The sequence below is a fragment of the Pseudomonas sp. GL-B-26 genome, from assembly GCF_019947405.1.
GTDB lineage: Bacteria > Pseudomonadota > Gammaproteobacteria > Pseudomonadales > Pseudomonadaceae > Aquipseudomonas.
This window is the reverse complement of the sequence record NZ_JAGYGJ010000013.1, coordinates 42,695-65,217: the sequence shown is the minus strand read 5'-3', so window position 1 is coordinate 65,217 and position 22,523 is coordinate 42,695. Positions and strand designations below refer to the sequence as shown.

Below are 22,523 nucleotides of genomic sequence, written 5' to 3'. Positions count from 1 at the left end.
CTCCCACATTGGAATGCATACCCCTGTGGGAGCGGGCTTGCTCGCGAAGGCGATCTCTAATTCAATACAAATCCACAGGATCGACATCCAGCGACCAGCGCACCGCCCGCCCGCTCGGCATCTGCTCCAAAACCAGCAACCAACGGCTCAACAACCGATGCAGCGGCGCCCGGGCCGTCGCTTGCAGCAACAACTGCGCACGATAACGCCCGGCTCGGCGCTCCATCGGCGCCGGCACCGGCCCTAGCAGCTCAATCCCGGTCAGGTTCTGTTCTGCCAGCAAACGCTCGGCCTCGCTGCACGCCTCATCGAGGAATCCTTCAGCTTGCCCCGGTTTGTGCGCTTCGGCCCGCAGCAGCGCCAAGTGCGCAAACGGCGGTAAACCTGCCGAACGACGTTCGCTCAACGCCTGTTCGGCGAAGGCGAAATAGCCCTGTTCAGTCAATTGCACCAGCAGCGGATGGTCGGCCAGGTGTGTCTGGATGATCACTTTGCCCGGCTCTTCAGCCCGGCCCGCGCGCCCGGCAACCTGGACGATCAACTGTGCCATGCGCTCGCTGGCGCGGAAGTCGCCGGAAAACAGCCCGCCGTCGGCATCGAGAATCGACACCAGCGTCACCCGTGGGAAGTGATGCCCTTTGGCAAGCATTTGCGTGCCGACCAGAATGCAGGGCTGGCCCTTCTGAATGGTCGCGAACAGCTGATTCATCGCGTCCTTGCGCGAAGTGCTGTCGCGGTCGACCCGCAGCACCGGGACGTCCGGGAACAGAATCCCCAGCCGTTCCTCGGCGCGCTCGGTGCCAGCGCCGACTGGCCTTAAATCGACTTTGCCGCACTTCGGGCAGTGCCGAGGGACGCGTTCGACGTAGCCACAATGGTGGCAGCGCAGTTCGCCGGAGCGCTGGTGCACGGTCATGCGCGCATCACAGCGCTGGCATTCGGACATCCAGCCGCAGTCGTGACACAGCAAGGTCGGTGCAAAACCGCGACGGTTAAGGAACACCAACACTTGTTGGCCAGCGGCCAGCGTCTGACCGATGGCCTGCTGCATCGGCCCGGAAATGCCGCTGTCCAGCGGACGGCTTTTCACGTCCAGGCGCAGGAAGCGCGGCTGTTTGGCGCCACCGGCGCGCTCATTCAGGCGTAAGAGCCCGTATCGACCGGTGTAGGCGTTGTGCAGGCTTTCCAGCGAAGGCGTGGCGGAGCCGAGGACAATCGGGATGTTTTCCTGGCGTGCGCGGACCAATGCCAGATCTCGGGCGTGATAGCGCAGGCCTTCCTGCTGTTTATAGGAGCCGTCGTGCTCTTCATCGATGATGATCAGGCCGGGGTTCTTCATCGGCGTGAACAGTGCCGAACGGGTGCCGATAATAATGTCGGCGTCACCGTCGCGGGCGGCGAGCCAGGCTTCGAGGCGCTCGCGGTCGTTGACCGCCGAATGGATCAGCGCGATACGTGCATTGAAGCGCTGCTCGAAGCGCGCCAGGGTCTGCGGGCCGAGGTTGATCTCCGGGATCAGCACCAGCGCTTGTTTGCCGGCCTCAAGCGTTTCGCGGATCAGCTGCAAATAGACTTCGGTCTTGCCGCTGCCGGTGACGCCGGCCAGCAGGAACGCGTGATAACTGTCGAAGCCGGCGCGAATTGCCTCATAGGCCGCACGCTGCTCAGGGTTGAGCGGCAGTTCCGGCTGCGCCAGCCAGTGTTCGTGGCGGGCGTCGGGGGCGTGCTTGCGGATGTCGACTTGCACCAGATCCTTGGCCAGCAGCAAATCCAGGCTGTCCTTGCTCAGCATCAGTTTGCTCAACAACTGATGGGCGACGCCGTGGGGATGCTGGGCCAGGGTCGCCAGGGTCTCCCGTTGACGCGGGGCGCGAGCGATGCGCGGGTCATCAAGGCTGGCGCCGGGCACGGCGGACCAGAAGCGCTCCTGCCGTGCTTCGGCCAGTTCGCCTTGTCGCAACAGTACCGGCAGCGCCCAGCTCAATGTGTCGCCGAGGCTGTGCTGGTAATACTGGGAAGTCCACAGACACAGTTTGAACAGCGCTGGCGGCAGCGGCGGCGTGGCATCGAGCAGGGCCAGGGCAGGTTTGAGCTTTTCTACCGGCACTTCGCTGGTGTCGGTGACCTCCACCAGAATCCCGATCATCTCCCGTCGGCCGAACGGCACCCGCAGGCGCATGCCCGGCTGCAACTGGGCACGCAGGACCCCGGCCGGAGCACGGTAATCGAACAGGCGTCGCAGAGGCGAAGGCAGGGCGAGGCGCAAAATGGCGTCGGGCACGCGGGGGGATCTCGATAAACGGGCAGTAAAAAAGTCGAACGCATATTAAATGTGGGAGCGGGCTTGCTCGCGAATGCTGTTGATCAGACACATCATCGTTGCCTGACACACCGTATTCGCGAGCAAGCCCGCTCCCACAATGGGCGCGTATTCGGCCGGGAGCCTAGCAGACGGTCGGTCGAAGCGACAGCTTGCGTGATTGCAAAGGTCTGGTAGAATCCGCGGCCTAATTATGTGCGGTATTCAACAATAGTGTTGAGTGGCGGCACACTAGCCTGAGGAATACACCATGAAAGCCGATATCCATCCAGCGTACGAAACCATCGAAGTAACTTGCAGCTGCGGCAACAAGTTCGAAACTCGTTCGAACCTGTGCAAGCCACTGGGTACTGACGTATGCAACGAGTGCCACCCGTTCTACACCGGTAAGCAGAAGACTCTGGATACTGGCGGCCGTGTACAGCGCTTCGCAGACCGCTTCGGTGCTTTCGGCAAGAAAGCTCCTGCTGCTGCAGAGTAAGGTTGCAAAGCCCCATGGGCTTTACCTTGCTGATGAAAAAGGCGTCCCTCGCGGGCGCCTTTTTTGTGTCTGCGATTTGGCTTTCCGCTGCCCAGGCCTTCTGCCCGGCGCCAAGCGGGCTGACATCCGTTGTGGTGCAACGGGTGGTCGATGGTGACACGCTGCGCCTGAGCGATGGCCGCAGCGTGCGCATGATCGGGTTGAATACGCCGGAGCTGGGCAAGAAAGGTCGCTCCGACGAGCCGTTCGCGGTGGCGGCACGCCAACGCCTGGAAGCACTGGTGAACGCCAGCGACGGACGGGTCGGTTTATTGCCCGGTAAGGAAAGCAAAGATCATTACGGTCGTACCTTGGCCCATGTCTACAGCGCCGATGGCACCAACCTTGAAGCGCAGATGCTCGCTGAAGGGCTCGGTTTCCAGGTAGCGGTCGCGCCGAATGTCGATCTGGTCGACTGCCAGCAAGCGGCTGAACACAGTGCCCGTCAGGCCGGGCTCGGCTTGTGGCGCCAATCTCCTGTGCTGAAAGCGGAGCAGATCAGCGCTTCCGGTTTCGCTGTGCTCAGCGGTCGTGTGAGCAAGGTTCAGCGCAATCGTGGCGGGGTTTGGATCGAGTTGCAGGATTCGGTTGTACTGCGCGTTGCACCCAATTTGCTGGGGCTGTTCGATGTGGCGAATCTCGAGCGGCTGAAGGGCAGGCAGATCGAGGTCCGTGGCTGGGTGCTGGACCGTTCGCGGCGCGGCGGACTGAAAGAAGGGCAGGCGCGCTGGCTTCTGCCATTGACCGACCCGGCGATGCTTCAGATGGCGCAGTGATAAAAAATTGTAGACATTTTTTATTTCGATTGTGAACAGTCTATCCCTTGTGTTCCGTGGCTCTTGGCCCAAAGTCGTAGGGCCGGGTGCTTGACAGGGGTGACTGGTCAGTCTTGTGAGGACTTTGCGAGGCGAGTATCCTCGGCGGTCCGTCTGTCCCACAGTAAAAAGCGGAATGCCCCTATGTCTGATTTGAAAACTGCCGCTCTCGAATATCACGCCCATCCCCGTCCAGGGAAGCTGAGTGTCGAGCTCACCAAGGCCACCGCTACCGCCCGCGACCTGTCGCTGGCCTACAGCCCCGGCGTAGCCGAACCAGTACGCGAAATCGCCCGCGATCCTGAACTGGCCTACAAATACACCGGCAAAGGCAACCTGGTTGCAGTCATTTCCGATGGCACCGCAATTCTCGGCCTGGGTAACCTCGGCCCATTGGCTTCCAAGCCAGTGATGGAAGGTAAAGGCGTGCTGTTCAAGCGCTTCGCCGGCATCGACGTTTTCGACATCGAAGTCGACTCCGAAAGCCCGCAAGCCTTCATCGACACCGTCAAGCGCATCTCCATCACCTTCGGTGGCATCAACCTGGAAGACATCAAGGCACCTGAGTGCTTTGAGATCGAACGTGCTCTGATCGAGCAGTGCGACATTCCGGTATTCCACGATGACCAGCACGGCACCGCGATCGTTACTGCGGCCGGCATGATCAACGCCCTGGAAATCGCTGGCAAAACCCTCGCTGACGCCAAGATCGTCTGCCTGGGCGCCGGTGCTGCCGCCATCTCCTGCATGAAATTGCTGGTGAGCATGGGTGCCAACATCGAAAACATCTTCATGGTTGACCGTACCGGCGTGATCCACTCCGGCCGTGACGACCTGAACCAGTACAAGGCTGTTTTCGCTCACTCGACCGAGAAACGCACCCTGGCTGACGCCCTGAAAGGCGCGGACGTGTTCGTTGGCCTGTCCGGCCCGAACCTGCTGAGCGCTGAAGGCCTGAAATCCATGGCGGCCAACCCGATCGTGTTCGCGTGCTCCAACCCGGACCCGGAAATCTCCCCGGAACTGGCTCACGCTACCCGTGACGACGTGATCATGGCGACCGGCCGTTCGGACTACCCGAACCAGGTCAACAACGTGCTGGGTTTCCCGTTCATCTTCCGTGGTGCCCTGGACGTTCGCGCCAAGCGCATCAACGAAGAAATGAAAGTGGCTGCGGCCAACGCCCTGCGCGAACTGGCCAAGCTGCCGGTTCCTCAGGAAGTGTGCGACGCCTACGGCGGCATCAAACTGGAATTCGGTCGTGAGTACATCATTCCGAAACCAATGGATGCCCGTCTGATCACCGTGATCTCCGATGCCGTGGCCAAGGCTGCGATCGAGACCGGCGTAGCGACCCTGCCGTATCCGAAGAACTACCCGCTGAAAAGCGTGGATGACGTGTTCAACGGCTAAGTCGTTGTAGCGCTTCAATAGAAAGCCCCGACTCTTGCGAGTCGGGGCTTTTTTTCGCCTGTGGGTTTGGCGGCGGTTGTGATGGCCCCTTCGCGAGCAAGTCGGATCGCCGCACCGCCACTCCCGCATTGGAATGCGTACCCCTGTGGGAGCGGGCTTGCTCGCGAAGACGGCCTGACAAGCGACACATCTATGTGGGGAATGCACAAATCAAAAAAAGCCCCGCTCTTCTTTCGAAGGCGGGGCTTTTTGCAGCTTCAGGCGATCAGAACAAATCGATCGGCGCCGCTTCATCCGCAGGCAGTGGGCTGCCCGGCGCAGTGCCGTTGCCCAGCTCGTTCCCCGACGGTGGCGTGTCTTCGGCCTTGAACAGCTCGAAGTAGGCGCCTGGCGTGCCTGGGGTGGCTGCACGGCCGCTGACCGGGTCGACTCGCAGGCTGAGGATGCCTTCCGGCTCTGCCTGCGTATGAGGCGGCAGGCCTTTGAGCGCGGCGCCCATGTAACTCATCCAGATCGGCAGGGCGACGGTACCGCCGAACTCCTTGCGACCCAGGCTTTCAGGCTGGTCGAAACCGGTCCAGACAGTGGTCACATAATCGGCGTTGTACCCGGAGAACCAGGCGTCCTTGGACTCGTTGGTGGTACCGGTCTTGCCCGCAATGTCGCTGCGGCCCAAGGCCAGGGCGCGGCGGCCGGTACCGAGTTTGATCACGTCCTCGAGCATGCTGTTGAGGATGAACGTGGTGCGACCATCGACGATGCGCTCGGCCACGGCCGGCGTTTGTGGCGTTGGCTGGGCGGTCAAGGCTTCGCCCGGCGTTGCGTTGACGGTGAAGGCGTTGGCCGCGACTGGGGCGGCGATGCCGTCAGTGACGACGTTGCCTTTCGGGACGCTCGGCGGGTTGGCGACGAACAGCGTGTCGCCGTTGCGGCTTTCGATCTTGTCGATGATGTAGGGGCTGATCTTGTAGCCGCCGTTGGCGAAAGTGCTCCAACCGGTGGCGATTTCCATTGGCGTCAGCGTCGCGGTGCCCAAGGCCAGCGACAGGTTGGGCGGCAGGTCCTGCTTGTTGAAGCCAAAGCGCGTGATGTAATCGATCGTCCTGCCAACGCCCATGGCTTGCACCAACCGGATCGAAACCAGGTTGCGCGACTTGTACAGGCCTTCACGCAAGCGGATCGGGCCGAGGAAGGTGTTGGTATCGTTCTTCGGGCGCCAGACCTTGTCCAGATACTCGTCGACGAACACGATCGGTGCGTCGTTCACCAGGCTGGAGGCGGTGTAGCCGTTATCCAGCGCCGCACTGTAGACGAACGGCTTGAAGCTCGAACCCGGCTGACGCTTGGCCTGCAAGGCGCGGTTGTAGTTGCTCTGTTCGAAGGCGAAACCGCCGACCAGGGAGCGAATGGCACCGTTCTGCGGATCGAGGGAAACCAGCGCGCCCTGAGCCTGCGGGATCTGGCTGAATTTCAGCGAGTTGTCCGGCTGGCGTTGCACACGAATCAGGTCGCCGACCTGGGCGACGTCCGAAGGCTGCTTCGGATTGGCGCCCATGCTGTTGGTGTTCAGGAATGGGCGCGCCCATTTCATGCTGTCCCAGCCGACGTGTTCGTCACCGGTACGGGTCATCACTTGCAGGCCGGTCTTGTCGACTTGGGTGACGATGGCAGGTTCAAGGCTGCTGATGGTGCGTTGCTTGGTCAGCTCGGTTGTCCAGGCCTCGCGAGTCTTGCCCGGCAGGCGCGACTCGGGGCCGCGATAACCATGACGCTGGTCGTAGGTCATCAACCCTTCGTGAACCGCGGTGTTGGCCATTTCCTGCAGGTTGCTCGGCACCGTGGTGGTGACACGGAAACCCTCGGTATAGGCGTCGCTGCCATAACGGCCGACCATTTCGGCGCGGGCCATTTCAGCAATGTACGGCGCATTCACTTCCGGGGTCGGCACGTGATAACTGGCGTTCAGCGGCTCGTTGATCGCGGTGGTGTAGTCGGCTTCGGTGATTTTGCCGAGCTTGTACATGCGCCCAAGGATCCAGTCGCGACGTTCCTTGCTGCGGGCCGGATTGGCCAGCGGGTTGAAGCGCGACGGGGCTTTTGGCAGGCCGGCGATCATCGCCATCTGCGCCAGGCTGACATCACGAATCGACTTGCCGTAGTAAACCTGCGCGGCGGCTTCGATACCGTAGGCGCGGTTGCCCAGATAGATCTTGTTGACGTAGAGCTCGAGGATCTCGTCCTTGGTCAGCTGCCGTTCAATCTGCAGGGCCAGGAGAATTTCGGTGGTTTTGCGCGAGAAGCTGCGTTCGCTGGTCAGGAAGAAGTTCTTCGCCACCTGCATGGTGATGGTGCTGCCGCCGGACTGAATGTGTCCGCTTTTTACCAACTGGCTGGCCGCGCGCATCAGGCTGCTGGGGTCGACGCCGTAGTGGTTGGCGAAGTTGTCGTCTTCAGCACTTAGTAACGCATTGATGAAATTGGGGGGAATGTCGGCGAACCGGATCGGTGTGCGGCGCATTTCGCCAAATTCTGCGATCAGCTTGTTGTCGCTGCTGTAGACCCGCAAAGGAATCTGCAACTGGATGCTTCTCAGCGCCTCCACGGATGGCAAACCCGGACTAAGGTAGAGAAAGGCGCCGCTAAGACCGAGGAGCAGTCCGCAGAAAACGGCGACGATGGACCAACCGAAAAATTTCAGCAGACGAATCAAGGCTTTTGGACATCCAGGGCAAAGAATGAATTTGGCATCAGGGTTCAGATAAACAGGGAACGACCCGCGCTTGAAGTAAAAACCGGAAAAAAACGCTGGGCATTATAAGCATTTTTCCATCGGGGGCGTCATTTGCGCTGCTGTCAAGACGGGTGGTTTGAACGCAACGGATATTACAGAGTCCGTAAGACACGGATAGTCATAGGGAATTGGTAGTGCTAGGACTCTTTAATAAAAAGGCCAATACGCTTCTGGGGATCGACATCAGCTCCACGTCGGTCAAGCTTCTGGAGCTAAGCCGCCAAGGCGACCGCTATCGGGTCGAGGCCTATGCGGTGGAACCTTTGCCCACCAACGCGGTGGTCGAGAAAAATATTGCCGAGCTCGAAGGCGTAGGGCAGGCACTCGCGCGCGTGCTGCTCAAGGCCAGAACCAACCTCAAGAACGTCGCCGTGGCCGTAGCCGGTTCGGCGGTGATCACCAAGACCATCGAGATGGACGCCGGTCTTTCCGACGACGAAATGGAAAACCAGCTGAAGATCGAGGCCGATCAATACATCCCTTATCCATTGGACGAAGTGGCCATCGACTTTGAGGTCCAGGGCGTTTCTGCGCGCAACCCCGAACGAGTCAATGTGCTGCTGGCGGCCTGTCGCAAGGAAAATGTCGAGGTCCGGGAAGCGGCCCTGGCCCTGGCCGGCCTGACAGCCCGCGTGGTCGACGTCGAGGCTTATGCGCTGGAGCGTTCCTACGGATTGCTGGCGAGCCAACTGGCGGCTTCTCAGGAGCGTCTGACGGTAGCGGTGGTCGATATCGGCGCCACCATGACCACCCTGAGCGTGCTGCACCAGGGGCGGATCATCTACACCCGCGAGCAATTGTTCGGCGGTCGTCAACTGACGGAGGAAATCCAGCGACGTTATGGCCTGACCCTTGAGCAGGCGGGGCTGGCGAAGAAGCAGGGTGGTTTGCCGGACGATTACGTCAGTGAGGTGTTGCAGCCGTTTCGCGATGCGCTGGTGCAGCAGGTGTCGCGTTCGTTGCAGTTTTTCTTCGCCTCCGGTCAGTACAACTCGGTTGATCACATCCTGCTGGCCGGCGGTACCGCATCGGTCCCGGGGCTGGACCGGTTGATCGAGCAACGATTGGGTACGCCGACGCAAGTGGCCAACCCATTCTCCGACATGGCCCTGAGCAGCAAGGTCAACGCCGGTGCCCTGGCCAGCGATGCGCCGGCACTGATGATCGCCTGCGGGCTGGCCCTCAGGAGTTTCGACTGATGGCACGGATCAATCTTTTACCCTGGCGCGAAGAGCGACGTGAAGCGCGCCGCAAACGCTTTTTGCTGGCGCTGGTCGGTGTGATGGTGGGGGCTGTGGGCGCGGTGCTGATCGCGAACCAGGCCATCAGTGGCGCTATTGATCGGCAAGTGGCTCGTAACGATTACATCGGTAAACAGATTGCCGTGGTCGACGAGCGGATTAAACAGATCAGCGATTTGAAGGCCCGTCGCCAGCAACTGGTCGAGCGCATGCGCATCATCCAGGACCTGCAAGGCAACCGGCCGATCAGCGGGCGTATTTTCGATCAACTGGCGCGGACGCTGCCTGACGGCGTGTATTTCACTGAGGTGAAAATGGCCGGCAAGTCCTTGTCCATCACCGGAGCGGCGGAGTCCAACAATCGTGTGTCAGACCTGATGCGCAATCTGGATGCGTCCGATTGGTTTGATGCGCCCAGCCTCACGGAAGTCAAAGCGACGACCGCCGGTCAGCTGGATCAGGCCAACGTCTTTCAGCTGACCGTTCGTCAGACTCAGCCCGCTGCTGCGGAGGGCGGCAAATGAGGCTGTCTGACTGGTTCGAAGGCCTGCGCAAGATCGACATCAATGACCTGGACACCAATAACATGGGTTCCTGGCCCCCAGCCATCAAGGCACTGACGGGTATCCTGCTCATGATCCTGGTGCTCTCGCTGGGCTACAGTTTTTCCATCAGCGACCTTCAGAGCCATCTCGAACTCAAGCGCGAGGAAGAGTCGACCCTCAAGGAGCAATTCGCCAACAAAGCCCATATGGCGGCGAATCTGGAGCTGTATACGCAGCAGATGAAGGAAATGGAGAACTCCTTTGGCGTGCTGCTGCGGCAATTGCCCAGTGACACCGAAGTGCCCGGCCTGCTGGAGGACATCACTCGCACCGGCCTGGGCAGTGGCCTGGAGTTTGAAGAGATCAAACTGCTGCCGGAGAACACGCAGCAGTTCTACATCGAGCTGCCGATCCAGATCACTGTCACCGGCGCCTATCACGACCTTGCCACCTTCGTCAGCGGCGTCGCCGGGCTGCCACGGATTGTCACCCTGCATGACTTCGACCTTGCGCCGGCCAATCCGGAAGGTGGCCCGAAGTTGCGCATGAGCATCCTCGCCAAGACCTACCGCTACAACGACAAGGGGCTGCAAAAATGAGCCCGATTCGTTGCTTTTCGCTGGTGGTGTTGGTCTCCGGCCTGGTCGGTTGCGGCAGCGACAATGACTTCAGCGACCTGGATGCGTACATGAACGAAATGCGTTTACGTGCCCCCGGCAAGATTGAACCAACGCCGACATTTCGGTCTTACCCAACATTCACCTACAGCGCCGCCAACCTGCGAAGCCCGTTTTCCCGACAGATCAGAGTCGATCTGGCCGGTCAGAAACACGGCTCGCGCAACGTCAAACCTGACCCGACTCGGGTCAAGCAGTACCTCGAAGGTTTCAACATCGAGCAGTTTGAAATGGTCGGAACGATCGCCAATGCGACCGGCTCCTTTGCGCTGCTGCGCGGGGCGGGCGGGGTGCATCGGTTGAAAGTCGGCGATTACCTGGGGCGTAACGATGGGCGGATCGTCGCCATCAGCGGCTCGCAGGTCGATGTGGTCGAAATCGTTCCCGACGGCGAAGGCGCCTGGCTGGAGCGGCCGCGGACCATCCCTTTGAAAGAACACTCATAGTGGAACTCGAATAATGAACAGGATTTTCTCAACCTTCGGTATTTCGCTATGGATAGCGTTGCTGTCGCCGATGGTACTAGCGGCCAACCTCAAAGCGCTGGATGTCGCCGCGCTGCCGGGGGACCGCGTCGAGTTGAAGTTGTCGTTCGATGGGCCGCCACCGCCGCCCCACGGTTACACCACGGAATCGCCTGCACGAATTGCGCTGGATCTGCCTGGCGTCGTCAGTCAGCTTAAAAGCAAAAATCGTGACCTGGGGGGCGGAAATGCCCGCAGTGCCACGGTGGTGCAAGCCAAGGACCGTACGCGACTGATCATCAATCTGACCCAGTTGACGCCGTACAACGCGCGGGTCGAAGGCAACACGCTGTTCGTGGTGGTCGGGCAAGGGGCCAACAAGACGGCCTCCAGCCCGGCGCCCAAAACGCCGCGCGCCGCGACTGCAACGCCAGCCCTGGCGAAAGCCTATGCGCCGGTAGGCAAGGCCATTCGGGGTGTGGATTTCCAGCGCGGCACCCAGGGCGAAGGCAATGTGGTCATCGATCTGTCGGATCCCTCCATTGCCCCAGACATTCAGGAGCGCGACGGCAAGATCATCCTCGGTTTCGCCAAGACCCAGTTGCCTGAGCCGTTGCGTGTCCGTCTGGACGTCAAGGATTTCGCCACGCCGGTGCAGTTCGTCAACGCCAGCGCCACGGGTGATCGGGCCACGATCAGCATTGAACCCGGCGGCGCCTTCGATTATTCGACTTATCAGACCGACAACAAGCTGACCGTCAGCATCCGGCCGATGACCGTCGATGACTTGCAGAAACGCAACACCGAACGCTTTGCCTACACCGGTGAAAAGCTCTCGCTGAATTTCCAGGACATCGATGTGCGTTCGGTGCTGCAACTGATCGCCGATTTCACCAACCTCAATCTGGTGGCCAGCGACACAGTGCAAGGCGGCATCACGCTGCGTTTGCAGAACGTACCGTGGGATCAGGCGCTGGATCTGGTGTTGAAAACCAAGGGCCTGGATAAACGCAAGATCGGTAACGTTTTGCTGGTCGCTCCGGCCGATGAAATCTCCGCCCGCGAGCGTCAGGAACTGGAGTCGCAGAAGCAAATCGCCGACCTGGCTCCCCTGCGTCGCGAGCTGTTGCAGGTCAACTACGCCAAAGCTGCCGATATCGCCAAGCTGTTCCAGTCGGTGACCAGCGCCGAGTCAAAAGTTGACGAGCGGGGCTCGATCACGGTGGATGAGCGGACCAACAACATCATTGCCTACCAGACCCAGGATCGCCTCGACGAACTGCGCCGTATCGTCGCGCAACTGGATATCCCGGTGCGTCAGGTGATGATCGAGGCGCGCATCGTCGAAGCCAACGTCGACTATGACAAAAGTCTCGGCGTGCGCTGGGGCGGTTCGTTGCAGAACAAGGGCAACTGGAACACGTCCGGGGTCAGCAATAATGGGGCTGACGCTTCATCGACCATCGGTACGCCGGGCAGCACCAGCACCAACTCGCCGTTTGTCGACCTGGGCACCGTCGCCAACACCTCGGGGCTCGGCATCGCCTTCATCACCGACAATGTGCTGCTGGATCTCGAGCTGACGGCCATGGAGAAGACCGGTAACGGCGAAATCGTCTCGCAACCCAAGGTGGTCACCTCGGACAAGGAAACCGCGAAAATCCTCAAGGGCACGGAGATTCCCTATCAGGAAGCCAGCTCCAGCGGCGCTACCTCGGTGTCGTTCAAGGAGGCCTCGTTGTCGCTGGAGGTGACGCCGCAGATCACTCCGGACAACCGGATCATCATGGAGGTCAAGGTCACCAAGGACGAACCGGATTACCTGAACAAGGTGCAGGATGTACCGCCGATCAAGAAAAACGAGGTCAATGCCAAGGTCCTGGTCAACGACGGCGAGACCATCGTGATTGGCGGCGTTTTCTCAAATACTCAAAGCAAGGTTGTAGATAAGGTGCCATTTCTCGGTGATGTGCCGTATCTTGGCCGCCTTTTCCGGCGTGACGTGGTTTCGGAGAAAAAATCCGAGCTGCTGGTATTTCTCACTCCGCGTATCATGAATAACCAGGCGATTGCTGTGAGTCATTGATTCTGTGCGAAATTTGATTCTTGTTGGACCGATGGGGGCTGGAAAAAGCACCATCGGCCGGTTGCTGGCCAAAGAGCTGCGCCTGCCATTCAAAGATTCCGATAAGGAAATTGAATTGCGCACGGGCGCCAATATTCCGTGGATTTTCGATAAAGAAGGCGAACCGGGCTTTCGTGACCGCGAGCAGGCGATGATTGCCGAGCTGTGTGGCTGCGATGGCGTGGTGTTGGCGACCGGTGGCGGCGCGGTTATGCGCGAGGCCAATCGTCGGGCGCTGCACGCCGGGGGGCGGGTGGTCTATCTGCATGCGTCTGTCGAACAGCAGGTCGGCCGCACTTCCCGCGATCGCAATCGACCCCTGTTGCGTACTGCCGATCCGGCCAAGACCCTTCGGGATCTGCTGGCAATCCGCGATCCGCTTTATCGTGAAATCGCCGATCTGGTGGTGGAAACCGATGAGCGGCCGCCGCGAATGGTCGTGCTCGATATTCTCGAACGCTTGCAGCAGCTACCTCCCCGTTAAAGCGCAGCGCGAAATGCGCTATCCTCGGCGTCCTGTCATGGCCGCTCAAGGTTGTGGCGGATGGCTACCGAACGGCGTCACACCAGCAGACGCCGTGGACATTCGTTAACTCAAGGCAGGACGCCTGATTCCATCTTCACTGTGGGGACACATGCAGACACTCAAGGTCGATCTAGGCGAGCGCAGCTACCCGATTCATATTGGCGAAGGTTTGTTGGATCAGCCTGAGCTGCTGGCCCCGCATATCCGCGGACGGCAAGTGGCGATCATCTCCAACGAGACCGTTGCGCCGCTCTATCTCGAGCGTCTGACCCGCAGCCTTGCACAGTTCTCGGTGGTTTCCGTGGTGCTGCCGGACGGCGAAGCGTTCAAGACCTGGGAAACCCTGCAACTGATTTTCGACGGTCTGCTGACCGCGCGGCATGACCGCCGTACCACGGTCATCGCCCTCGGTGGCGGCGTGATTGGTGACATGGCCGGTTTTGCTGCCGCCTGCTACCAGCGTGGTGTCGATTTCATCCAGATCCCGACCACGCTGCTGTCGCAAGTCGACTCTTCGGTGGGCGGCAAGACCGGGATCAACCATCCGCTGGGCAAGAACATGGTCGGCGCTTTCTATCAGCCGAACGTGGTGCTGATTGATACCGCTACCCTCAATACCCTGCCGGCCCGCGAACTGTCCGCCGGGCTTGCTGAAGTCATCAAATACGGGCTGATCTGCGACGAGCCGTTCCTGACCTGGCTTGAAGACAACGTCGATCGCCTGCGCGCCCTGGATCAGGTCGCCCTGACCTACGCCATCGAGCGTTCTTGCGCGGCCAAGGCTGCGGTGGTCGGTGCCGACGAACGGGAGACCGGTGTTCGCGCCACACTCAACCTGGGTCACACCTTCGGCCACGCCATCGAAACCCACATGGGCTATGGTGTCTGGCTACATGGTGAAGCGGTCGCTGCTGGCACCGTAATGGCCTTGGAAATGTCCGCACGCCTGGGCTGGATCAGCGAGCAAGAGCGTGATCGCGGCATTCGTCTGTTCCAGCGTGCCGGCCTGCCGGTCATCCCGCCTGAAGAGATGACTGAAGCCGATTTTCTCGAACACATGGCAATTGACAAGAAAGTGATCGACGGTCGTTTGCGCCTGGTGCTGCTGCGCCACATGGGCGAAGCGGTGGTGACCGACGATTATCCGAAAGAGGTTTTACAGGCCACGCTGGGAGCGGATTACCGCGCTCTGGCTCAGCTTAAAGGTTAATAAGATCCCGATGACTAGTTTGCACGCCGACGAGGCTTTCCTCGGCCATTACCAGTTGAGTCATGACCCTTTTTCTCCACGGGTGCCTGGCTTCAAATTCTTCCCGGCCCAGCGCAAACCGGTGCTGGGGCAACTGCATCACCTGGCACGCTACAGTCAGTTGCTGCTGGTCGTCACCGGCCCGCAAGGCAGTGGCAAGACGCTGTTGCGTCAGGCCCTGGTGGCCAGCACCAACAAACAGTCGGTGCAGAGCGTGGTGGTTTCCGCCCGTGGCGCCGGTGATGCGGCCGGCGTGCTGCGCCAGGTGGCTCAGGCGCTGAACGTCGCCCAGGCCGAGATCGGCGCGATTCTGGCTCAAGTGGTGCAGCTTGCACTGACGGGGCAGGAAGTCTATTTGCTGGTGGATGACGCCGAGCAACTCGACGAGTCCGCGCTGGAGGCCTTGCTGGCCCTGGCTGCCGGTGCTCCGGAAGGTCGCCCGCATGTGTTCCTGTTCGGTGAGTCCTCGCTGATAGCTCAACTGGACGCGCTGAGCCTCGAGGAAGAGCGTTTCCACGTCATCGAGTTGCAGCCGTACACCGAAGAAGAAACCCGCGAATATCTGGACCAGCGGCTCGAAGGCGCCGGCCGGGGTATCGAACTTTTCACCGCAGATCAGATCTCTGATATTCACGAAAGCTCCGACGGTTGGCCTGGCACCATCAACCAGGTTGCCCGCGATGCAATGATCGAAGCCATGATTGCCAGCCGCTCAGCGGTGAAGCGTCCAAGTATGGGGTTCAACATGCCGAAGAAACACGTATTGGCGATTTCCGCCGTTGTCGTGGTCGCGGTAGCCGCCGCCTGGTTGATGCCGGGTCGCAGCAAAGCACCGACCACTGGCGCACCTGCCAATGAACAGGCGCAACTGCCGCTTGGCCAGGGCACGCCACAACCTAACAGCGGCGGCGCGCCTGCCGTCGAATTCGCCGGTAACTCGCAACCGATGCCATTGCCGCTGGTCGGTAACTCGCAACCGGTCATGCGCGGTCCGTTGGCCGAAGCCGCAGGCGGCATCACGGAGGGCGATGACGGCGTGCCGGTCGAAGGTTCGAGCGCTACGCCGCCGACCGTAACCACCATCGCGCCGCCTGCGGGCATCCAGCCTGGCCCGGCACCGACACCTGCCGCCAAGCCTGTGCCTGCTCCGACTCAGGTTGCGACTGCCAAGCCGGTTCCGGTAGCGCCTGCCGTGAAGCCGGCTCCAGTGCCAGCCAAACCAGCCGCCGCCACCGCTGCCGCCAAACCTGTCGAGAAACCAGCCACCGTGGCCAAGGCCGCCGGCGGCACCTGGTACGCAGGGCAAGCGCCGGGTAACTACGTGGTGCAGATCCTCGGCACCAGCTCCGAATCGGCCGCGCAATCCTTCGTCAAGGAGCAGGGCGGCGAGTACCGTTATTTCAAGAAAGTCCTCAACGGCAAGCCGCTTTACGTCATCACTTACGGTAACTTCGCCAACCGCGATGCAGCCGTTACCGCCATCAAGGCCTTGCCAGCGAAGGTTCAGGCTGGTAAACCTTGGCCTCGCACTGTCGCCAGCGTCCAACAGGAACTGGCAACAACTCGCTGAAGATTCGGCGGCCTTACCCAGGCCGCCTCTCCCGGCACCTCAAAATTTCTACAAGTGCATGCCGCCTCTACAGGCCGCGTGCCTTGTGGTGTCTGCGTCACAGTAGTCTTTGAGTCGTTGCGGTCAAAATTAAAAAAGTTTTGACTAGCACAGCATATCGCTTTAAACCTTTCACAAATGCGACATAGATTTGCGACATTTCGTCGTCAAATTTGTGAGCCTCTGTGTCGGTGTGTACAATGACCTCCCTTTTGCCCCCGCAAAGCTGGCGTACGTTCGGCGCGGATGGTAAGTGGTTGAATTGAAAAGAAATTTGCCTCGACAAGAGGCAGCCTGGTGAGAAAGTGTCTATGAAAGCAGGTCTGTACCAACCAGATGAATTCAAGGATAACTGCGGTTTCGGCCTGATAGCCCATATGCAGGGCGAGCCCAGTCATACCCTTTTGCAAACGGCCATCGAGGCCCTGACCTGCATGACCCACCGCGGTGGGATCAACGCCGACGGCAAGACCGGTGACGGTTGCGGTCTGCTGATTCAAAAGCCGGATGTATTCCTGCGAGCCATCGCCCAGGAAACCTTCGGCATCGAACTGCCCAAGCAATATGCGGTGGGCATGGTCTTCTTCAACCAGGACCCGGTCAAAGCCGAAGCCGCTCGCGAGAACATGAACCGCGAGATCCTCGCTGCTGGCCTGACCCTCGTCGGCTGGCGCAAAGTGCCGATCGACACCAGTGTCCTCGGCCGCCTGGCCCTTGAGCGCTTGCCGCAGATCGAGCAAGTGTTCATCGCCGGTGATGGCCTGAGCGATCAGGACATGGCCGTCAAGCTGTTCACCTCCCGTCGTCGCTCGTCCGTGGCCAACGCCGCCGACGCCGATCACTACGTCTGCAGCTTTTCGCACAAGACCATAATTTATAAAGGCCTGATGATGCCGGCGGATTTGACCGCCTTCTATCCAGACCTCAGCGACCAGCGCCTGCAAACCTCGATTTGCGTGTTCCACCAGCGCTTCTCCACCAACACCCTGCCGAAATGGCCGCTGGCTCAGCCATTCCGCTTCCTCGCCCACAACGGCGAGATCAACACCATCACCGGCAACCGCAACTGGGCCGTGGCCCGTCGCACCAAGTTCACCAATGATCTGATGGACCTGGAAGAACTCGGCCCGCTGGTCAACCGTGTCGGTTCCGACTCCTCCAGCATGGACAACATGCTCGAGTTGATGGTCACCGGTGGTATCGACCTGTTCCGTGGCGTGCGGATGATCATTCCGCCTGCGTGGCAGAACGTCGAAACCATGGACCCGGACCTGCGTGCGTTCTACGAATACAACTCGATGCACATGGAACCGTGGGACGGCCCGGCCGGCGTGGTAATGACCGACGGTCGCTACGCGGTGTGCCTGCTCGACCGTAACGGTCTGCGTCCGGCGCGTTGGGTTACCACCAAGAATGGTTTCATCACCCTGGCCTCGGAAATCGGTGTCTGGAACTACCAGCCTGAAGACGTGATCGCCAAGGGCCGCGTTGGGCCGGGCCAGATTTTTGCCGTGGACACCGAAACCGGTCAGATCCTCGACACCGACGCCATCGACAACCGCTTGAAGTCGCGTCATCCGTACAAGCAATGGCTGCGCAAGAATGCCCTGCGCATCCAGGCGACCATGGAAGACAACGACCACGGTTCGGCGTTCTACGACGTAGACCAACTTAAGCAATACATGAAGATGTATCAGGTCACGTTCGAAGAGCGTGATCAGGTGCTGCGTCCGCTCGGCGAGCAAGGCTACGAAGCCGTTGGCTCGATGGGCGACGATACGCCGATGGCCGTGCTGTCCCAGCGCGTGCGCACGCTGTACGACTATTTCCGCCAGCAGTTCGCGCAGGTTACCAACCCGCCGATCGACCCGCTGCGCGAAGCCATCGTCATGTCGCTGGAGATCTGCCTCGGTGCCGAGCGCAACATCTTCCAGGAGTCGCCGGAACACGCCTCGCGCGTGATCCTCAGCTCGCCGGTCATTTCCCCGGCCAAGTGGCGCTCGTTGATGAACCTCGACCGTCCGGGCTTCGAACGCGCGATCATCGACCTCAACTACGACGAAAGCGTCGGCCTCGAAGCGGCAATCCGTAACGTCGCCGATCAGGCTGAAGAAGCTGTGCGCTCCGGTCGTACCCAGGTCGTGCTGAGTGACCGTCACATTGCTCCGGGCAAATTGCCGATCCACGCTTCGCTCGCCACCGGCGCGGTGCACCACCGCCTGACCGAAAAAGGCCTGCGTTGCGACTCCAACATCCTCGTGGAAACCGCGACGGCTCGCGATCCGCATCACTTCGCCGTGTTGATCGGTTTCGGCGCTTCTGCCGTTTATCCGTTCCTGGCTTACGAAGTGCTGGGCGACCTGATCCGCACCGGCGAAGTACTGGGCGACCTCTATGAGGTGTTCAAGAACTACCGCAAAGGTATCACCAAAGGTCTGCTGAAGATCCTGTCGAAGATGGGCATCTCGACCATCACGTCGTACCGCGGTGCGCAGTTGTTCGAAGCCATCGGCCTGTCTGAAGAAGTTTGCGACCTGAGCTTCCGTGGCGTGCCAAGCCGCATCAAGGGCGCGCGTTTCGTCGACATCGAAGCCGAGCAGAAAGCCTTGGCCGCCGAAGCCTGGAGCCCGCGCAAGCCAATCCAGCAGGGCGGTTTGCTGAAGTTCGTCCATGGTGGCGAATATCACGCGTACAACCCGGACGTGGTCAACACCCTGCAAGCCGCTGTGCAGCAGGGCGACTACAGCAAGTTCAAGGAATACACGGCGCTGGTGGACAACCGTCCGGTGTCGATGATCCGTGACATGTTCAAGGTCAAAACCCGGGACACGCCGCTGGACATCAGCGAGATCGAACCGCTGGAATCGGTGCTCAAGCGCTTTGACTCTGCGGGCATCTCCCTCGGCGCCTTGTCGCCGGAAGCTCACGAAGCCCTGGCCGAAGCCATGAACCGCCTCGGTGCGCGTTCCAACTCCGGCGAAGGCGGCGAAGACCCGGCGCGTTACGGCACCATCAAGAGCTCGAAAATCAAGCAAGTGGCGACTGGCCGTTTCGGTGTGACCCCGGAATACCTGGTCAACGCTGAAGTGCTGCAGATCAAAGTCGCTCAGGGCGCCAAGCCCGGCGAAGGTGGTCAGCTGCCAGGCGGCAAGGTCAACGGTCTGATCGCCAAGCTGCGTTATGCAGTGCCGGGCGTGACCCTGATTTCGCCGCCGCCGCACCACGACATCTATTCGATCGAAGACTTGTCGCAGCTGATTTTCGACCTGAAACAAGTCAACCCGAAGGCGCTGGTCTCGGTGAAGCTGGTGGCAGAAGCGGGCGTCGGCACCATCGCCGCCGGTGTGGCCAAGGCCTACGCGGACTTGATCACCATCTCCGGCTATGACGGCGGCACCGGTGCATCGCCGCTGACCTCGATCAAATACGCGGGCGCTCCGTGGGAACTCGGCCTGGCCGAAACCCACCAGACCCTGCGCGGCAACGACCTGCGCGGCAAAGTGCGGGTACAAACCGACGGCGGCCTGAAAACCGGCCTCGACGTGATCAAGGCTGCCATCCTCGGCGCTGAAAGCTTCGGCTTCGGCACCGCGCCAATGATCGCGCTGGGCTGCAAGTACCTGCGTATCTGCCACCTGAACAACTGCGCCACCGGCGTCGCGACTCAGAACGAGAAGCTGCGCAAGGATCACTACATCGGTACCGTCGACATGGTGGTGAATTTCTTCACCTACGTCGCCGAAGAAACCCGTGAGTGGCTGGCCAAGCTGGGCGTGCGCTCCCTCGAAGAGCTGATCGGTCGTACCGATCTGCTGGACATCCTCGAAGGCCAGACCGCCAAGCAGCAACATCTGGACCTGACGCCGTTGCTGGGCAGCGATCACATCCCTGCGGACAAGCCTCAGTTCTGCCAGGTCGACCGCAACCCACCGTTCGACAAAGGCCTGCTGGCCGAGAAAATGGTCGACCTGGCCACTTCGGCCATCAACGACATGAGCGGCGCCGATTTCGCGCTGGATATCTGCAACTGCGACCGCTCGATCGGCGCGCGGATCTCCGGTGAAATCGCTCGCAAGCACGGCAACCAAGGCATGGCGAATGCGCCGATCACCTTCCGCTTCAAAGGGACGGCCGGTCAGAGCTTCGGTGTGTGGAACGCTGGCGGCCTGAACATGTACCTGGAAGGCGACGCCAACGACTACGTCGGCAAAGGCATGACCGGCGGCAAACTGGTCATCGTTCCGCCGAAGGGCAGCGTCTACAAGACTCAGGACAGTGCCATCATCGGCAACACCTGCCTGTACGGCGCCACTGGCGGCAAGCTGTTCGCCGCCGGTACCGCGGGCGAGCGTTTTGCGGTGCGTAACTCCGGTGCTCACACGGTTGTGGAAGGCACGGGCGATCACTGCTGCGAGTACATGACCGGTGGTTTCGTCTGCGTATTGGGCAAGACCGGTTACAACTTCGGCTCAGGCATGACCGGCGGTTTCGCCTACGTGCTCGACCAGGACAACACCTTCGTTGACCGGGTCAACCACGAACTGGTGGAAATCCAGCGGATCAGCGGTGAGGCGATGGAAGCCTATCGCAGCCACCTGCAACGCGTGCTGAACGAATACGTCGAGGAAACCGACAGCGAGTGGGGTCGTAACCTCGCTGAAAACCTCGATGACTATCTGCGTCGTTTCTGGCTGGTCAAGCCCAAGGCTGCCAACCTGAAATCGTTGCTTTCCAGCACCCGTGCCAACCCGCAGTGATATGCGCCTGAAGAGTTTGATGAGGTTTTAACAATGGCTGAACGTCTGAATAACGACTTCCAGTTCATCGATGTCGGGCGCAAAGATCCGAAGAAGAAACTGTTGCGTCAACGCAAGAAAGAGTTCGTGGAGATCTACGAACCCTTCAAACCCCAGCATTCGGCCGATCAGGCCCATCGCTGCCTGGGTTGCGGTAACCCGTATTGCGAATGGAAGTGCCCGGTGCACAACTTCATTCCGAACTGGCTGAAGCTGGTGGCCGAGGGCAACATCCTCCAGGCTGCCGAGCTGTCGCACCAGACCAATACCCTGCCGGAAGTGTGCGGCCGGGTGTGCCCGCAGGATCGTCTGTGCGAGGGTGCCTGCACCCTCAACGACGGCTTCGGCGCGGTGACCATCGGTTCGGTCGAGAAGTACATCACCGACACCGCGTTCGCCATGGGCTGGCGCCCGGACATGTCCAAGGTCATACCGACCGGCAAGCGTGTTGCGGTGATCGGCGCAGGCCCGGCGGGCCTGGGCTGTGCCGACGTACTGGTACGCGGCGGCGTGACCCCGGTGGTGTTCGACAAGAACCCGGAAATCGGCGGTCTGCTGACCTTCGGCATCCCCGAGTTCAAGCTGGAAAAGACCGTGCTGAGCAATCGTCGCGAAGTCTTCACCGGCATGGGCATCGAGTTCCGTCTGAACACCGAAGTGGGCAAGGACGTGACCGTCGAGCAACTGCTCGAAGAGTACGATGCCGTATTCATGGGCATGGGCACCTACACCTACATGAAGGGCGGCTTTGCCGGTGAGGATTTGCCGGGCGTGCATGACGCGCTGGATTTCCTGATCGCTAACGTCAACCGCAACCTGGGCTTTGAAAAGTCGCCGGAAGATTTCGTCGACATGAAAGGCAAGAAGGTGGTGGTACTGGGTGGCGGCGACACGGCGATGGACTGCAACCGTACGTCGATTCGCCAGGGCGCCAAGTCGGTGACCTGTGCGTATCGTCGTGACGAAGCGAACATGCCGGGTTCGCGCAAGGAGGTGAAGAACGCCAAGGAAGAAGGGGTGAAATTCCTCTACAACCGCCAGCCAATCGCAATCGTCGGTGAAGACCGCGTCGAAGGCGTGAAGGTGGTCGAGACCCGTCTCGGCGAACCGGACGCCCGCGGCCGTCGCAGCCCTGAGCCGATTCCGGGCTCCGAAGAGATCATCCCGGCCGACGCCGTGGTCATCGCGTTCGGTTTCCGTCCAAGCCCGGCGTCGTGGTTCGAACAGCACAGCATCCAGACCGACAGCCAGGGCCGCGTTGTGGCCCCGGAGCAAGGTCAGTACAAGCACCAGACCAGCAACCCGAAAATCTTCGCCGGTGGCGATATGGTTCGCGGTTCCGACCTGGTGGTAACGGCGATCTTCGAAGGCCGCAACGCCGCCGAAGGGATCCTGGATTACTTGGGCGTTTAACGTTCAGACCTGATCTGCG

Annotated in this window: 15 protein-coding genes; 13 read left to right on the top strand and 2 right to left on the bottom strand. The window is 60.5% G+C overall.

Annotation, left to right across the window (positions count from 1 at the left end):
• Positions 1-61 precede the first annotated feature (61 nt).
• A complete protein-coding gene (locus KGB23_RS11035) occupies positions 62-2,281 on the bottom strand; it encodes a primosomal protein N' (protein WP_223431117.1) in 2,220 nt (739 codons plus the stop codon).
• A gap of 289 nt (positions 2,282-2,570) precedes the next feature.
• On the opposite strand from KGB23_RS11035, the gene rpmE reads away from it, so the two are divergent.
• From rpmE to KGB23_RS11020, 3 genes are all read left to right on the top strand, one after another.
• Entirely contained in the window at positions 2,571-2,801 is a 231-nt protein-coding gene (rpmE, locus tag KGB23_RS11030; RefSeq protein WP_008080648.1) for a 50S ribosomal protein L31, read from the top strand.
• Positions 2,802-2,815: 14 nt separating this feature from the next.
• Positions 2,816-3,616: a thermonuclease family protein gene (locus KGB23_RS11025; RefSeq protein WP_223431116.1), complete on the top strand. Its 801-nt coding sequence runs from the start codon at positions 2,816-2,818 to the stop codon at positions 3,614-3,616.
• Positions 3,617-3,799: 183 nt separating this feature from the next.
• Entirely contained in the window at positions 3,800-5,068 is a 1,269-nt protein-coding gene (locus KGB23_RS11020; protein WP_223431115.1) for a malic enzyme-like NAD(P)-binding protein, read from the top strand.
• Positions 5,069-5,333: 265 nt separating this feature from the next.
• On the opposite strand, the gene KGB23_RS11015 is transcribed toward KGB23_RS11020, so the two are convergent.
• Positions 5,334-7,775, bottom strand: a complete 2,442-nt coding sequence (locus tag KGB23_RS11015) for a penicillin-binding protein 1A (protein WP_411741496.1) — start codon at positions 7,773-7,775, stop codon at positions 5,334-5,336.
• A gap of 218 nt (positions 7,776-7,993) precedes the next feature.
• Here KGB23_RS11015 and KGB23_RS11010 point away from each other — a divergent pair, with 218 nt between their 5' ends.
• From KGB23_RS11010 to KGB23_RS10965, 10 genes are all read left to right on the top strand, one after another.
• A complete protein-coding gene (locus KGB23_RS11010; protein ID WP_046045616.1) occupies positions 7,994-9,058 on the top strand; it encodes a pilus assembly protein PilM in 1,065 nt (354 codons plus the stop codon).
• Positions 9,058-9,624, top strand: coding sequence for a PilN domain-containing protein (locus KGB23_RS11005; protein ID WP_223431113.1), 567 nt, complete (start codon positions 9,058-9,060; stop codon positions 9,622-9,624). The genes KGB23_RS11010 and KGB23_RS11005 overlap by 1 nt, the downstream gene beginning before the upstream one ends.
• Positions 9,621-10,244 (top strand): type 4a pilus biogenesis protein PilO, encoded by a 624-nt coding sequence (pilO, locus tag KGB23_RS11000; protein ID WP_223431112.1) that lies wholly within the window; start codon positions 9,621-9,623, stop codon positions 10,242-10,244. Before KGB23_RS11005 ends, pilO begins: the two co-directional genes overlap by 4 nt.
• Positions 10,241-10,768 carry a pilus assembly protein PilP gene (locus tag KGB23_RS10995; RefSeq protein WP_223431111.1) on the top strand — a complete coding sequence of 176 codons (528 nt, stop codon included), beginning with the start codon at positions 10,241-10,243 and terminating at the stop codon, positions 10,766-10,768. The genes pilO and KGB23_RS10995 overlap by 4 nt, the downstream gene beginning before the upstream one ends.
• Before the next feature lie 13 nt (positions 10,769-10,781).
• Complete coding sequence (pilQ, locus tag KGB23_RS10990; RefSeq protein WP_223431110.1) at positions 10,782-12,872, top strand: type IV pilus secretin PilQ; 2,091 nt, start codon at positions 10,782-10,784, stop codon at positions 12,870-12,872.
• A gap of 4 nt (positions 12,873-12,876) precedes the next feature.
• Positions 12,877-13,395 (top strand): shikimate kinase AroK, encoded by a 519-nt coding sequence (aroK, locus tag KGB23_RS10985; protein ID WP_010464421.1) that lies wholly within the window; start codon positions 12,877-12,879, stop codon positions 13,393-13,395.
• Positions 13,396-13,546: 151 nt separating this feature from the next.
• Positions 13,547-14,647: a 3-dehydroquinate synthase gene (gene aroB / locus KGB23_RS10980; protein WP_123366938.1), complete on the top strand. Its 1,101-nt coding sequence runs from the start codon at positions 13,547-13,549 to the stop codon at positions 14,645-14,647.
• Positions 14,648-14,657: 10 nt separating this feature from the next.
• Entirely contained in the window at positions 14,658-16,256 is a 1,599-nt protein-coding gene (locus tag KGB23_RS10975; protein ID WP_223431109.1) for an SPOR domain-containing protein, read from the top strand.
• A gap of 350 nt (positions 16,257-16,606) precedes the next feature.
• Positions 16,607-21,052, top strand: coding sequence for a glutamate synthase large subunit (gene gltB / locus KGB23_RS10970; protein WP_223431108.1), 4,446 nt, complete (start codon positions 16,607-16,609; stop codon positions 21,050-21,052).
• A gap of 33 nt (positions 21,053-21,085) precedes the next feature.
• Positions 21,086-22,504, top strand: a complete 1,419-nt coding sequence (locus KGB23_RS10965) for an FAD-dependent oxidoreductase (protein ID WP_008149580.1) — start codon at positions 21,086-21,088, stop codon at positions 22,502-22,504.
• Positions 22,505-22,523 lie beyond the last annotated feature (19 nt).